General features: G+C 65.5%; 12 protein-coding genes. 3 read left to right on the forward strand and 9 right to left on the reverse strand.

Going from position 1 to position 14,880, the window contains the following annotated elements:
- Positions 1–19 precede the first annotated feature (19 nt).
- On the reverse strand, positions 20–2,554 hold the full coding sequence (locus F6X39_RS20570; RefSeq protein ID WP_187617908.1) for a penicillin-binding protein 1A: 2,535 nt from the start codon (positions 2,552–2,554) through the stop codon (positions 20–22).
- Between the two features lie 134 nt (positions 2,555–2,688).
- Here F6X39_RS20570 and fabV point away from each other — a divergent pair, with 134 nt between their 5' ends.
- Positions 2,689–3,885 (forward strand): enoyl-ACP reductase FabV, encoded by a 1,197-nt coding sequence (gene fabV, locus F6X39_RS20575; RefSeq protein ID WP_187617909.1) that lies wholly within the window; start codon positions 2,689–2,691, stop codon positions 3,883–3,885.
- A gap of 90 nt (positions 3,886–3,975) precedes the next feature.
- On the opposite strand, the gene F6X39_RS20580 is transcribed toward fabV, so the two are convergent.
- The 3 genes from F6X39_RS20580 to F6X39_RS20590 all read right to left on the reverse strand — a co-directional run bounded on the left by F6X39_RS20580 (position 3,976) and on the right by F6X39_RS20590 (position 6,084).
- Complete coding sequence (locus tag F6X39_RS20580) at positions 3,976–4,320, reverse strand: hypothetical protein (protein ID WP_090804882.1); 345 nt, start codon at positions 4,318–4,320, stop codon at positions 3,976–3,978.
- A 156-nt stretch (positions 4,321–4,476) separates the two neighbouring features.
- Positions 4,477–5,100 carry a glutathione S-transferase family protein gene (locus tag F6X39_RS20585; protein ID WP_090804880.1) on the reverse strand — a complete coding sequence of 208 codons (624 nt, stop codon included), beginning with the start codon at positions 5,098–5,100 and terminating at the stop codon, positions 4,477–4,479.
- A gap of 84 nt (positions 5,101–5,184) precedes the next feature.
- A complete protein-coding gene (locus F6X39_RS20590) occupies positions 5,185–6,084 on the reverse strand; it encodes a LysR family transcriptional regulator (RefSeq protein WP_187617910.1) in 900 nt (299 codons plus the stop codon).
- A gap of 94 nt (positions 6,085–6,178) precedes the next feature.
- Here F6X39_RS20590 and tam point away from each other — a divergent pair, with 94 nt between their 5' ends.
- Positions 6,179–6,976 carry a trans-aconitate 2-methyltransferase gene (gene tam, locus F6X39_RS20595; protein ID WP_187617911.1) on the forward strand — a complete coding sequence of 266 codons (798 nt, stop codon included), beginning with the start codon at positions 6,179–6,181 and terminating at the stop codon, positions 6,974–6,976.
- 260 nt (positions 6,977–7,236) lie between these two features.
- The gene (locus F6X39_RS20600) at positions 7,237–7,602 is read left to right on the forward strand and encodes a hypothetical protein (RefSeq protein WP_184033689.1); all 366 of its coding nucleotides are present in this window, start codon (positions 7,237–7,239) and stop codon (positions 7,600–7,602) included.
- 202 nt (positions 7,603–7,804) lie between these two features.
- On the opposite strand, the gene F6X39_RS20605 is transcribed toward F6X39_RS20600, so the two are convergent.
- The 5 genes from F6X39_RS20605 to nirD form a co-directional block, all read right to left on the reverse strand.
- Entirely contained in the window at positions 7,805–8,170 is a 366-nt protein-coding gene (locus tag F6X39_RS20605) for an ArsR/SmtB family transcription factor (RefSeq protein ID WP_184033686.1), read from the reverse strand.
- On the reverse strand, positions 8,154–8,615 hold the full coding sequence (locus F6X39_RS20610) for an SRPBCC family protein (protein ID WP_187617912.1): 462 nt from the start codon (positions 8,613–8,615) through the stop codon (positions 8,154–8,156). Before F6X39_RS20610 ends, F6X39_RS20605 begins: the two co-directional genes overlap by 17 nt.
- A 118-nt stretch (positions 8,616–8,733) precedes the next feature.
- Positions 8,734–10,101: an MFS transporter gene (locus tag F6X39_RS20615; RefSeq protein ID WP_184074054.1), complete on the reverse strand. Its 1,368-nt coding sequence runs from the start codon at positions 10,099–10,101 to the stop codon at positions 8,734–8,736.
- Between the two features lie 169 nt (positions 10,102–10,270).
- Positions 10,271–14,455: a bifunctional nitrate reductase/sulfite reductase flavoprotein subunit alpha gene (locus tag F6X39_RS20620; protein WP_187617913.1), complete on the reverse strand. Its 4,185-nt coding sequence runs from the start codon at positions 14,453–14,455 to the stop codon at positions 10,271–10,273.
- Between the two features lie 56 nt (positions 14,456–14,511).
- On the reverse strand, positions 14,512–14,877 hold the full coding sequence (nirD, locus tag F6X39_RS20625) for a nitrite reductase small subunit NirD (RefSeq protein ID WP_187617914.1): 366 nt from the start codon (positions 14,875–14,877) through the stop codon (positions 14,512–14,514).
- Positions 14,878–14,880: the final 3 nt, after the last annotated feature.

Below are 14,880 nucleotides of genomic sequence, written 5' to 3' on the forward strand. Positions count from 1 at the left end.
CAGCCTGCCCGGGTCGCCTTCAATTCGCCCCGCTGCCGTTATTCGACCCTTCTGTGCCCTGACCGCTCGCATCGGGCGGCACGATGTCGTCCGGCGTCGGGGTTGGCGCGAGCGCTGCCGCACCGCCGCCATGCGTTTCGCCATCGACGGTAATGGCGGGCGCCGGCGTGGGAACCGCTTCCGACCCCGACCCCGGCGCCGGCAGCAACGGCGGCAACGCGCGCGCTTCGCCCTGCACCGCGGACGCGCCCGCTGCCTCTGACGCCGCCGCCGGTGCCGCCACGGCAGACGTCGGCGGCTGCACCGGCGCCACCGGCGCGCGCCGCGCCGGAGCACGCGCCACGACCTGCTTGTCCGGCTGCGCCGGCGTGCGCGTGAACAGGTGCCCGATCCAGTCGCGCAAGCGTTCGGCGCGCTCGGCGAACCAGCCCGGCTGCTGCGCGGTATCGAACTTCATGTGGCTGTCGACGAGCCGCGAGCGCTGCGCGCGCTGGAAGAAATCGCCGACGATCGGCAGCGCGCTATGCGCACCCTGCCCCCAGTAATCGCTGCGCAGCGTCACGCGGCTGTCGTTGAAGCCGACCCATGCCCCCGCCACCAGTTGCGGCTGCATCAGGATGAACCAGCCATCCGCGTTGCCCTGGGTCGTGCCGGTCTTGCCCGCGACATCGCCGCGCACGCCGAAGCGCGTGCGGATGCTCGCGCCGGTGCCGCGGCTGATCACGTCGCGCATCACGTCGACGAGCGTGCGCGCCGTGTCGGCGGGCAGCTCGCGACTCGGCGTGGCCGGCTTGAATTCGGCGAGCAGGTTGCCGTTGCGGTCCTCGATGCGCGTGACCATCAGCGGCTCGACGTAGCCGCCGAGGTTCGCGATCGTGCCGTACGCCGACACCATTTCCTTAAGCGTGACCGGGCTCGTGCCGAGCGCGAGGGACGGCACCGGGTCGAGCTGGCTGTCGCGCACACCCATCGCGCGCGCGAGCTTGGCGACCCTGTTCGGACCCACCGACTCCATCACCTGCGCGGTGATGCGGTTGCGCGAATAGGCGAGCGCGTCGCGCAGGCTGATCATGCGGCCGCTCGGCTCGTCCTCGTCGTTCGGCTTCCAGATTTCGCCGCCGGCGAGTTCGATCTGAACCGGATTGTCCGGCAGTTTGTCGTCCGGCTTCGCGCCGGCCTCGAAGGCCGCCGCGTAGACGAACGGCTTGAAGGTCGAGCCCGGCTGACGGCGCGCCTGCTGCACGTGATCGAACGGATCAACGCCAAAGTCGCGGCTGCCGACCCACGCCTTGATCTCGCCGGTACGTGGGTCCATTGCGAGGAAGTCGGCCTGCACGCGCGTCTTCGTGTCGCACACGCTCTGCACGAGCTTGCGATCGGCGAGCAGGCGTTTCAGCGCGTCGTCGTCGGCGAGGCCCGTGTCTCTGGCCGCGCGGAAGTCAGGCGTTTCGCGCAGGAACGTGCGCAGCAGGTCCTTGTCCGCCGAGCAGCCCGCGCGCGTGCCCCACGCGGAGTTCGCGATGTTCTGCAACTGGTTGCCCTGCAGCGTGACCGCCTGGGTCGCCATCGTCTGCAGACGCGAGTCGATCGTCGTGCGCACGACGAGTCCATCGGAATAGATGTTGTAGTCGTTGCGATCGGCCCACGCGACGAGCCATTTGCGCAGTTGCTGCGTGAAGTGCGGCGCGGGTCCGGGCGGCTCGATCTGGCGCTCGAAGTCGAGACGCAGCGGCTTGCGGGCGAGCGTGTCGTACTGGGCGGGTGTCAGCTTGCCGTACTTGACCAGCTGCGCGAGCACCGTATTGCGCCGCTGCAAGGCGCGCTCGGGGTTCAGCACCGGGTTGTAGTACGCGTTGCCCTTCAGCATGCCGGTCAGCGTCGCCGCTTCGAGCACGTTCAGGTCGGATGCGGACTTGTCGAAATAGGTGCGCGCAGCCATCTCGATGCCGTACGCGTTGTACAGGAACGGGACCGTATTCAGGTAGGTTTCGAGGATCTCGTCCTTCGTGTAGAACGCCTCGATCTTCAGTGCGGTGATCGCTTCCTTCAGCTTGCGCGTCAACGTCGGCGCGCGGCCGATTTCGTCGGGATACAGATTGCGCGCGAGCTGCTGCGTGATCGTCGAGCCGCCCTGGCGCTCGCCGGACAACGTGTGCAGCGCGGCCGAAGCGGTGCGCCGCCAGTCGAGCCCGAAATGCTGATAGAAGCGGTGATCCTCGGTGGCGATCAGCGCGTTGACGACGTTCGGCGAGATGTCCTTCAGCTTGACCCACTCGCGGTTCGACGGCTTGAACTCGGCGAGCAGCTTGCCGTCCGCCGACAGGATCTGCGCGGGCTGCTCGATCTTGGCCTTGCGGATGTCGCCGATGCTCGGCGTGAACGGAATCAGCAGCAGCACGTACAGTACGAATAGCACCGGCAGCGCGGCGAGCCCCCACGCGAACGTGCGGCGGGTCGGATGGCGCAGATGCCATGCGGCCTTCGCGAACAGCGGGTTCGCGAGCGTCAGCCCTTTGTCGAGGGCCGCCAGAAAGGAGGAAAAGAGGCGCTTCACTTGCTGTCGTCGGCTGGGAAAGGCGCAATCGTACCAAGATGTGGGGGGTGCGCCGGTTTTTGCCTCGTTCGCGGCATGGAGTGCGGCTCCGGCGGGGCCACTATAATGTCGCCAATTCCGACAAGAGGTGCTTCATGATCATCAAACCGCGTGTGCGTGGCTTCATCTGTGTATCGACCCATCCGACCGGCTGCGAAGCCAACGTCAAGGAACAGATCGAGTATGTGAAGGCACGCGGCCCCATCGCCAACGGCCCGAAGAAGGTGCTCGTGATCGGCGCGTCGACCGGCTATGGCCTCGCCGCCCGCATTAGCGCTGCGTTCGGCTCGGGCGCGTCGACCCTCGGCGTGTTCTTCGAGCGCGCCGGCAGCGAAACCAAGGCTGGCACGGCCGGCTGGTACAACACCGCGGCGTTCGAGAAGTTCGCCACCGCCGAAGGCCTGTACGCGACCAGCATCAACGGCGACGCGTTTTCCGACGAAGTGAAGGCGCGCACGATCGAAGTGATCAAGCGCGATCTCGGCCAGGTCGATCTGGTCGTCTATAGCCTCGCGGCGCCGAAGCGCCAGCACCCGAAGACCGGTGAAGTGTTCAGCTCGGTGCTCAAGCCGATCGGCAAGGCTGTCAATCTGCGCGGCATCGACACCGACAAGGAAGTGATCAAGGAAACCGTGCTCGAACCGGCGACGCCGGAAGAAATCGCGCACACGATCGCGGTGATGGGCGGCGAGGACTGGCAGATGTGGATGGACGCGTTGGGCGAAGCCGGCGTGCTCGCCGACGGCGCCAGGACCACCGCGTTCACCTACCTCGGCGAGAAGATCACCCACGACATCTACTGGAACGGCTCGATCGGCGCGGCCAAGAAAGATCTCGACCAGAAAGTGCTCGGCATCCGCTCAAAGCTCGCGGCCAAGGGCGGCGATGCGCGCGTCGCGGTGCTGAAGGCAGTCGTCACGCAGGCAAGCTCGGCAATTCCGATGATGCCGCTCTATCTGTCGCTGCTCTTCAAGGTGATGAAGGAAAAAGGCACGCACGAAGGCTGTATCGAGCAGGTCTACGGCCTGTACAAGGACAGCCTCTATGGCAGCCAGCCGCATCTGGACGACGAAGGCCGTCTGCGCGCCGACTGCAAGGAACTCGATCCGCAGGTGCAAGGCCGCGTCCAGGAGCTGTGGAACCAGGTGAGCAACGACAACATCTACGAACTCACCGATTTCGCGGGCTACAAGACCGATTTCCTGCGCCTGTTCGGCTTTGAAATGAAGGGCGTCGATTACGACGCGGACGTCAATCCGGACGTGCAGATTGCGAATCTCGTGCAGGTTTGATCTACCGGGGGGCGAGCCCGCTTCGCGAGTTCGCCCCTGATGTTGCCCCTCCTCGCCTCCCTCCCCTCACTCCTTCAACACGTCAGCACGTCAGCACGGATATGCGCCCTGCAACGCGCGCAGAATCGCGAGCCCGATTGGAAAATCCTCGGAAATGCCCGGATGGTTCGCGAAGAACGCGTCGAGCAACGGATAGACCGTCTGGTTGCCGATCGCGAGCGTTGGTGGCGGACAGAACAGCTGCGGCTGTTTCCTCGCGACCAGATCGCCGTTCGCCCAGCCGAATGCGTTGATCGTGCCGGTGATGTACGCCGCATAGATCGAGTTGTTGTCGGCGTGTGCCCAGCGCTTGTATTGCGCGGCCGTCATTTCGGCGCTCGCGTTCAGAGTGAAGCACGCCGCCAGCAAAGCCAGCGCGAATTTCGTTAACCGCATCGTTGAACCTTCAATGTCGCTAAATGGCCGCCATTGTAGGCGACGCGGGGTGCGCCGCGCAGCAGCCGTCGAGCGCGGGAATCCGCAAGCAGAGCGTAAGCATTGAAGGCCGATTCTGTAAGCGCCGACAGATTGCAGAAGCGCGCGAATCAACGCTTACGGCGTGCCGTTTCGGCAATGCTTGCGATACCCGTCGCGCCCGGCCAGGCGCGCCATATAAGCGGCCAGCGCCGGCAAATCGTCGTGCTGCTGCGGCGTTTCGAGCCAGCGGTTCGCGGACAGCGCGATCGGAATATCGGCGAGCGAAAACGCGTCGCCCGCGATATACGCACCGGTGCGCGCGAGTTGCTGCTCGACGATCGCCATATGCTTCGACCAGTTCGCGCACGACGCGGCGATCTGGCGCGGGTCCTGATGCTCGGGCGAGTGCCGCACGAGCGCGAGAAACGCGTAGCTCCACGAGCGGTTCAATTCGCTCGCCTGCCAGTCGATCCATTGATCACAGCGCGCGCGCTCGACCGGATCGGCCGGATACAGCCCGTCACCCCGATAACGGTTCGCGAGATAACGGATGATCGAGTTCGATTCCCACAACACGAAGTCGCCGTCGCGAATCACGGGGACCATCGCGTTCGGGTTCAGCGCGCGGAATTCGGCGACCTCGGTCGAGCGAAAGCCCGAGCCCCAGTCTTCCTGTTCGAACGCAAGCCCAAGTTCCGCGCAGGTCCACAACACCTTGCGCACGTTGATCGAGGTGGTCTTGCCGAGTATCTGCAGCATGAGTCGTTGGGTGCCGCGTGGATTGAACGGGTTGAAGGAATGAAACTCGGAAGCCAGCCAGTTTGCCTTGCGCGCGGCGCGCCGTCATCCGGTTTTCAGCGTCGCCTGTTCGCGGATCATGTCGTACAGCGCCTGCGCGGCCGGTGACAACTGCGCGGTCTTGCGCGCGACGAGCACCAGCGTGCGCGACACGGTGGGCTGCGTGAGCTCGACGGTGCGCACGCTCGGATACGCGCCCTTCTGCAGCGCGAGCGCGGGCACCACGGCCGCGCCGACGCGTTGCGCGACGAGTCCGACGGCGGTCGAACTGCGCTGCACCTCGTAGAACGAACGCAGCGCGAGCTCGCTCGATTCCAGCGCGACGTCGAGCAGCGCGCGATTGCCGCTGACCTCGCCGGCGAAAATCAGCGGGAACGGCTGCAACTGTCGCCATGCGATGCGCCGCCGCTTCGCGAGCGGATGGTCCTCGTGGCAGATCAGCACGTAGCGGTCTTCGGTGAGCGGCACGGTGGCGAGATCGGGATGATGCTCGCGCGCGATATTGATGCCGAACTCGACCTCTCTGCGCAACACGGCCTCCTCCACCGCCGACGACGCGTGATCGAGAATCTTGATGCGATTGTGCGGATAGCGCGCCGAATACGCCTGCAGGATGCGCGGCAGATACTGCACGCCGACGGTCGGCACGCACGCGATCGACACGTCGCCGCGTCGCGCGATGCCCGTTTCGCGGATCTCGACGAGCGCGTCCGCCAGCTCGCCGAGCAGCCGACGCGCCTGCGGCAGAAAATTGCGACCGATTTCGGTGAGCGCCATCGAACGCGTGGTGCGCTCGATCAGCGTGACGCCGAGATAGCTTTCGAGCTTGCGCAGCCGCTGCGTGATCGCGGTTTGCGTCACGTGCAGCGAATCCGCCGCGCTCTGGAAGCTGCCGCGATCGGCAATCGCGACGAAAGCCTGCACGCCGAGCGTGTCGATTTTCATTAGAAAAATGCAGTAATTTGGATCATAAATTCATTTTACTCCGGGCTGTCAGCGGCCGAGAATGGCCGCAACGAACCCCGCGAAGGAGCAAAAGATGACCGACAAAACCACGAACGAGCACAGCGATTGGCACGCGAAGCAGTACATGCTGTTCGAGAACGAGCGCACGCGGCCGGTCCGCGATCTGCTCGCGGCGGTGCCCTTGAACGGCGCGCGGCTCGCGGTCGACATCGGCTGCGGCCCGGGCAACTCGACCGAGGTGCTGGCCGAGCGGGTGCCGGGCGCGTCGGTCAGCGGCATCGACAACTCCGCCGAGATGATCGCAGCGGCCCGTCGGCGGCTGCCGCAATTGCGCTTCGACATCAGCGACGTTTCGACGTGGGACGCGCACGGCCCCTTCGATGTGATCCTCGCGAACGCGGTGCTGCAATGGGTGCCGGACCACGAGCGGCTGTTCCCCGCGCTGGTGGCCAAACTTGCCAGGGGCGGCAGCCTCGCCGTGCAGATGCCCGACAATCTCGACGAACCGGCGCACCGGCTGCTGCGCGAAATCGCCATCGATGGGCCGTGGGCGACGAAGCTGAAGGGTATCGAGCGCACCATGCGCTACGACGCAAACTGGTACTTCGCGCTGCTCAAGCCGCTGTGCGCGCGCGTCGACGTGTGGCGCACGGTCTATCACCACCCGCTCGCGGGCGCCGACGCGGTGGTCGAATGGTTCAAGGGCAGCGCGCTGCGGCCGTTTCTCGCCGCGCTCGACGACGCCGAACGCGGCGCGTTTGTGCAACGCTATCGCGACGAAATCGTCAGAGCCTACCCGGCGCTTGCCGATGGCACGGTGCTGCTGCCGTTTCCGCGGTTTTTCATCGTCGCGACGCGCGGCGAACGTTGAAGCCGCGCCGGGAACCGCCGCGAGCCGGTAAATGCCGGCGCTTCGGCTGCGACGGGTCGTCCCGGGCGATCAGATCGCCAGCGCACCACGCTCACGCACCGCCCGAAAACCCCACCTGTGGCGGCACCGCACGCTAAGGGTGGTCAGGAATTGCCGCCCGGGAATTCCGCATGCTAATGTTTGTAAAAAGCGTGTGTAAAAAGCGGAGGACGGCGCCCGCCGGCCTCACCGGGAAGCCATTTACTGCAGCGAGCGTCGCCATGAGTGATGTACGCCAACATCTGAGTCCCCGTGACCGCCTGGAGCTGTTGTGCTGGCTCACATGCGGAAGCCTCGGCGCTTATTATCTGAACGAAGACTGGCCCGACGCGGCGTTTCACGTGCAGTCCGCGCACAAGTGGCTCGACCGCCGCGCGCGCGAAGCCGACTGGCTGTGCGTCGCGAAGCTGTCGGCCACTGCGGTCGAAATCGCGCGGCGCCACGCGCGCTTCGTCGATGCCGACTGGGCGCGCGACGCGGTTGAAGAAATTCTCGATACCGACGAACTCGACCCGCAAGCCCGGCTCGTCCGGCAGGTTCTGGCCGACTGCCAGAGCGCGCTGGCCGACAAGCGGATCGCCGATTAGTCGCGGGCTCGTTTTTCTTCCTTTTTTACAGCGGATTGGGGGCCAATTTTTTGGCCCCTTTTTGCGTTGTTCCGCGCTTCCGTGCACGATGTGCCGCTCGCAGTCGGTAAAAAATGCGGCACCCGCCGTCGCGTACAGCCTACCGGCAGGCGGCCAATCCGCGTGCCGGCTCGTTTCGTGCAATCACCACGACGCCCGCCGTTCATTCTTCGACCATCGTCTTCAGCTTCAGCAGCGCCTGATCCCACTGCCGCGAAATCGCGTCGAGCGCGCGGCGTGCCGCGTCGAGATGCGCGGGCTCGAACGCCCACAGGCGCTCGCGTCCGACCTTCACGTCGTGCACGAGGCCCGCGTCGGCCAGCACCTGCAGATGCTGCGTGACCGACTGCCGCGTGATGTCGGTGCCGGCCGTCAGTTGCGCGATCGACATCGCACTGCCCGCGCACAACGCCGCGACCAGACGCAGACGCGTCTCGTCACCGAGCGCCGCGAACACCGCCGCCGAACTGCGCAGTGTCGCCGCCTTGAGGCCCGCCCTCGCGGGGGCCGCCCTAGCTCGCGCCGACATATCGCTCGATGTTGACCATCTGCTGCTCCCAGCCGCCGTCGTTCAGCCGGAACGCTTGCGCGCGGCGCCCGACCGGCAACTGGTCGAAGCCCGATTCGACGACGCGCAGCAGCGTGCCCGACTCGACGTCGCTCAGATCGAATTCCACGAGCGTGGTCGGCTCAGGCGTGTAGTCGATCGTGATGTCGATCGCGGCCGGATGCCAGCGCCACGACAGATGATGCTCGGGCTCGACACGCTCGACCAGCACGTTCATCAGCAGATGCTCGTAGCCTGGATAGGTGATGTGCCCCTGCGTGGATTGCCCCGCGACGAACTGCTTGCCGGTGAGATTCACGCCGAACCATTTGCCGAATTCCTCGGCGTTGGACAGCGCACGCCAGACGCGCGAGCGCGGCGCCTTCAACAGAACCTGCTTTTCGATGCGATCGGTCGATGAGTTCATATGCAGCCTCCTGACTGCATATTAGAAGCACCGCCTCCGATATGCAAGCATTCGACTGCGCTTTGTTCAGAGCGCGATGCGTGCGGTGCCGGCACGACCGGACGCCGCGCGCCGCGCCTTACTCCGTCGCATGCGCGTGCATGACGCCGGTTTGCATCGACCACGCCATCCACGGCCGGCGCAGCGCGACGATCGCAAGGAACGCGCAAGCCGACAGCGTGCCGAACGTCGCGAAGCCCATCTGGTAGCTGCCGGTGCTTTCCTTCGCGATGCCCATCACGACCGGCAGATAGAAGCCGCCGATGCCGCCCGCCGCGCCGACGATGCCGGACATCAGCCCGGTGCGGCCGGCCCAGCGATGCGGCACGAGCTGGAACGTCGCGCCATTGCCGAGTCCGAACGCGACATAGAGGCACAGCAGCAACGCAATGCCGCCCGCGAGCGACGGCATCGCCGCCGCGAACAGGAAATCGCAAACCGCGATGATCGCCAGCAGCACGGTCAGCGCGCGCACGCCCGACACGCGGTCGGCAATCAGACCGCCGAGCGGGCGCACCATCGCGCCGGTCGCGGCGAGCAGCGCCATGAACAGGCCCGCGTCGATCTTCGACAGTTGATACAGGTTGGTCAGCAGCAGCGACACATACGAGGACATGCCGACGAAACCGCCGAACGTGATGCTATAGACGAACATGATGACCCACGTATCGCGCTCGGCGAGCACCGAGCGGTAGCGTTGCGGCAGCACCGCGATCGCCAGCAGCGCACCGATCACCGGCAGCAGCAGCACGCCGGCCTTGCCCGCGCCGAATAGCCCTGCTTCGACGAGCAGCACGAGCGCGATCAGGCCGACCAGCGTCGTCGCGAAACTGCCGAAGGCGCGCAGCACGCTGCCGGTTTTGACGCCCGCGTCGTTAGCCCAGAAGTACAGCGTGATCGCGGCGATCGCGAGCAGCGGCAAGGCGCCGCCCGCGGCGAGTTGCCAACCGTAGCGCGTCGCCAGTTGCGGGAACAGGAAGCCGTCGAGCACCGCGCCGATGTTGCCGGCCGCGGCCAGCCCCAACACGAGGCCCTGCACTTTCGGCGGATAGTTGCTGCCGGCCATCGGCAGCGCGACCGCGAAGCTGGCGCCGCCGACGCCAAGGAACACGCCGAGCACCAGCAGCATTTCGTACGACGGCACCGATTGCAGCAACGGCAGCACGATCGTCGGCACCGCCGACAGCAACACACCCATCAACGCAATGCGTTTGCCATGCGCGGACTGATACAGATTGCCGAGCGTCACGCGCAGAATCGCCGCGGACAACACCGGCACCGCGACGAGCAGACCCTGCTGCGCGGGCGTCATCGCGATGCTCTTGCTGATGAACGGCGCGAGCGGCCCATACAGCACCCAGACGGTGAAGCCCGTGTCGAAATACAGAAAGCAGGCGACGAGTGCGCGCCAATCACCGCTTCGCAGGGAGTGCATCACGTTTTTCATCAGAGATCCTCAGTAAATAAAATGCCTGGTAGTCCAGTTGCTGCGTTACTTGTGTTTTGCACCGACACGTCGCCCGGAGTTTTCACCGGGATCGACACGCAAGCGTCATGCCATCATGCTGTCTGTTACGAGGCCTTTTTAAAGGCATCTTCTGAAACGCATCGGCGGCTCAATACACGTCGCGTGCATAACGCTTTTCGCGCGTCAGACGGCTCACGTATTCGAGTGCTTTCTCTTCGCTCATGCCACCGTGAGTCGTGATGACGTCCTTCAGCGCCGCATCGACATCGCGCGCCATCCGGTTCGCGTCGCCGCATACATAGAAATGCGCACCGTCTTCGAGCCATGCCCACAGTTGCGCACCGTGTTCGCGCATGCGGTCCTGCACATAGATTTTGTCGGCCTGGTCACGCGAGAACGCGACGTCGAGCCGGGTCAGCAGACCGCTCGCGCGCATCGCTTCGAGTTCGTCGCGATAGTAGAAGTCGGTCGCGGCATGCTGTTCGCCGAAGAACAACCAGTTGCGTCCGCGCTCGCCGCGAGCCTGCCGTTCGTGCAGAAAGCCGCGAAACGGTGCGATGCCGGTGCCCGGCCCGACCATGATCATCGGCGTGTCCGATTGATGAGGAGGACGAAAGTGCGCGGACTTCTGCACGAACACGGGCACGTCGGTGTCGCGTGCGCGATCCGCGAGAAACGTCGACGACACGCCCTTGCGGTGCCGCCGCCCATTCGTATACCGCACCGCCGATACCGTCAGATGCACTTCGCCCGGATGCGCCTTCGGGCTCGATGCGATCGAATACAGACGCGGCTGCAGGCGTTTCAGCATGCCGGTCAGCTCGGCGGCCGAGAGGCTCACCGGAAACTCGTGCAATACGTCGGCGAGCTGCTGTCCCCATAGCCATTGCTTCAGATCCGCCTTGCGTTCGGGCGCGAGCAGATCGCCCAGCGCGCCATTGCCGCTGCGCGCGGCGACGAACGCGAGCGCCTCCGCGCTCGGCCGCGCGATCTCGTAGTGCTTGCCGAGCGCATCGGCGAGCCGCATGTCGCCGATACCCGCGACGTGCACCGATGCCTCCGCGTGCAAACCGCTCAGCGTGATCAGTTCGTCGACGAGTTCGGGGCAGTTGCTCGGCCACACGCCGAGCGCATCGCCCGCTTCGTATTCGAGGTTCGTCTCGCCCGTTTGCAGCGACACGTAGCGCGTATCCTTCGCGGCGCCCTGCCGGTTCAGGCGCAGATTGCCGACGACGCGCGACGCGGCCGGCCGCGCCTTGGTCGGCACCGCGCCCACCACCGCGTTGATCATGCCGCCCGGCGGCACCGCGTACAGCGCGGCATCCGCCTGCTTGATGCAGACGATCACGCGTTCGAGCCATGCATCGGCGCTTTGCTGATATTCAATATCGCAATCGACGCGCTCGGTCAGACGCAGCGCACCCTGCGCGGCGAGCCGCTCGTCCAGACGGCGGCCGTGACCGCAAAACTGATCGTAGTTGCGATCGCCGAGCGCGAGCACCGCGAAACGCACGCCGTCGAGGCGCGGCGCCGTGGCGGCGTTCAGTTGCGTCCAGAAGTCCTGCGCGTTGTCGGGCGCATCGCCGTCGCCGAACGTGCTCGTCATCAGCAGCACGTACTGCGCCTTCGCGAGCGTCGCGAACGAATAGTCGGCCATGCACGCGGTGCGGATTTCGAAGCCCGATTCCATCAGACGCGTCGCGTAACGCTCGGTCAGCGATTCGGTGTTGCCGGTTTGCGAGGCCCACAACAGCGTGACCTTCGGCCGCGCGCGCACGATGCGCACGCCCGATTCGCGTGGCTCTTCCTGTGCGAGATTCGGCCGCAAGGCAGCGGTCGACGTCTGGGCTGTCGTCGCGCTGCGGCTATACAGTCCCGCAAGCAGACCATCGACATAGAGCCGCTTCACCGCATCGAACGGTGCGCTGTGCGGCAGCACCGGCACGTTGACGAGACCTTGCGCTTCGGCCGAACGCAGGCCACTGACGAAACCTGCCAGATACGCGCGCTCCGCATCGCTGAGCGACGGCATGGGCGCGGGCTCGGGCGGCAGTTGCAGCAAAGTGGTGAGGGCTTCGATACGAGGCATGGGTTGATCCTTGGCGCTAGGCGCTAAAACCGCTGCGTCGGCGGGGGTAGAGAGCGCATCGTCGTCATTGCAAGCGCTCGCGTCGCGATCCACCGTCACCAAACTCAGCGCGACCGCGCAGACTTTCAGTTCGGGCTGCAGAGAAACCGGATCGACCGCGTCGTTGGTCACCGCATTGATGCACAGTTCGTCGCCGAACACGTCGTTCCAGTGCATCGGCGCGAAGCACTGACCCGCGCTCACACGGTCGGTGACGACGGCGGGCAGGACCGCGCGGCCGCGCCGCGAACGGATCTCGACCGCGTCCTTCGCGCGAATCCCGAGTTCGGCCGCGTCGTCCGGATGAATTTCGACGAAGGGTCCCGGGTTCAGCTTGTTCAGCATCGCGACCTTGCCGGTCTTGGTCATCGTGTGCCACTGATGCTGCAGACGGCCCGTGTTCAACACGATCGGAAACTCGCGATCGGGCAACTCGGCCGCGGGCTGATACGCATGCGCGAAAAACTTCGCCCTGCCGCTCGCGGTCGGAAAAGCAATGCGCGGGTGGCCGCCATCTTCCGACTCCCTGAGTGTCTGGCTCACGCCGTCATTCAGATAGCGAAGCGGATTGCGCTCGGACGAATCGGCCGACGCGATCGGCCACTGCAGTGGCGAGTCCTTCAAGCGGCGATGGCTCGCGCCGCGCAGGTCGTAGCCGGTCGCCGGATTCGCCGCGCGCGTGAGTTCGGCGAACACTTCGTCGGCGCTCGCATAACTGAACGCATCGGCAAAGCCCATTTCACACGCGATGCGCGCGATGATCTGCCAGTCGGGCAGCGCCGCGCCGGGCGGTTCGATGGCCTGCTGCATCAGCGTCAGATTGCGCTCCGAATTGACCATCACGCCTTCGGCTTCGGCCCACAATGCGCCCGGCAGCAGCACGTCGGCGTAGCGGTTCGTTTCGGTATCGAGGAACGCGTCCTGTGCGATCACGAGTTCGGCCGCGCGCAAACCGGCGATCGCGGTCTGCCGGTTCGCGACGGTCGCGACCGGATTCGTGCAGATGATCCAGCACGCCTTGATGTCGCCCGCGGCCATGCGCGCGAACATGTCGATCGTGCCGTTGCCCGCGTCCGCTTTGAGCGTGCCCGGTGCGATGCCCCACAGTGCTTCGACGAACGCGCGATCTGCGGCGACCAGCGCCGAACGCTGCCCCGGCAGACCAGCGCCCATATAGCCCATTTCGCGACCGCCCATCGCGTTCGGTTGGCCCGTCAGCGAGAACGGTCCACTGCCGCGCCGGCAGATGCGGCCCGTCGCCAGATGCAGATTGCACAGCGCGTTGGTGTGCCACGTGCCGTGCGTGCTCTGGTTCAGGCCCATCGTCCAGCAACTCATCCAGTCTTTGGCTGACGCGATCATCTGCGCGGCGCGACGGATGTCGTCGGCGGCGAGGCCCGTGATGCGGGCGACGTTCTCCGGCGTGTACCCGGCCAGAAACGCGGGCATCGCGTCCCAGCCTTCGGTGTGTTCGGCGATAAAAGCCGCATCCGTTGCGCCGTTTTCGTGCAGCAGATGCAGCAGACCGTTCAGCAGCGCGAGGTCGGTGCCGGGTTTGATCTGTAGGAACAGATCGGCTTTCACGGCGGTCGTGTTGCGGCGCGGATCGACGACGATCAGCTTCGCGCCTGCCTTCACGCGATCCATCATGCGCAGGAACAGGATCGGGTGGCAGTCGGCCATATTCGCGCCGCTGACGAAAAACAGATCCGCGTGATCGAAGTCTTCGTACGAGCCGGGCGGGCCGTCCGCGCCGAGCGACAGCTTGTAGCCGCTCGCCGCGCTCGCCATGCACAGGCGCGAATTCGCTTCGATATTGTTCGTGCCGATAAAGCCCTTCGCGAGCTTGTTGACCAGATACTGCGCTTCGAGCGACATCTGCCCCGACACGTAAAACGACAGCGCATCGGGACCATGCTCATCGAGCACACGCCGCAGACGCGCGGCGGTATCGCTCAGCGCCTGCGCCATCGGCAGCGGCACCGGGTCTTCGTCGCGCGCACGACGCACGAACGCGCCTTCGAGACGCCCCGACTTGCGCAGCGCGACGTGGGCCGACTGCCCTTTGGTGCAGAGCCGGCCCAGGTTGGCCGGATGCTCCTTGTCGCCAGCGATCTTCACGACCTGGCCGTCCTCGACGTGCAGCACCATGCCGCAGCCGACGCCGCAATATGGACACACGCTCTTTACACTGGTAGCAGACATGCGCGAATGATCGGGTTGAAATATCTGAACGATGGACAAAGACAAAGGCCGCTACCTCAAACGGCGACCCACACCTGGCCGTTTTCGACGCGCGTGGCAAATGCGCTGACCGAATACGACGGCGTTTCGAGGCATTCGCCGGTGCGCAGATCGAAGTGATGCTTGTAGATCGGCGACGCGACCACGATGCGCTCGCCGAGGCTGCCGACGAGTCCGCGCGACAGCACCGCCGCGTGCGAACCCGGATCGAAGTTTTCGATCGCGTAGACCGTGGGCTCGGCCGGCGACTCGACTTGGCCGCCATCGACGTGAAACACGGCCACCTGTTCGCCATTGACGAGCGCGCAAACGCCGGTGTTCGGCACGATGTCGTCGAGTGCGCAGACCGCGGTCCAGGCGCGGGGCAAGCGTTCGTTCTTCATGAC

The sequence above is a fragment of the Paraburkholderia sp. UCT2 genome, assembly GCF_014397665.1.
Taxonomy (GTDB): Bacteria; Pseudomonadota; Gammaproteobacteria; order Burkholderiales; family Burkholderiaceae; genus Paraburkholderia; species Paraburkholderia tuberum.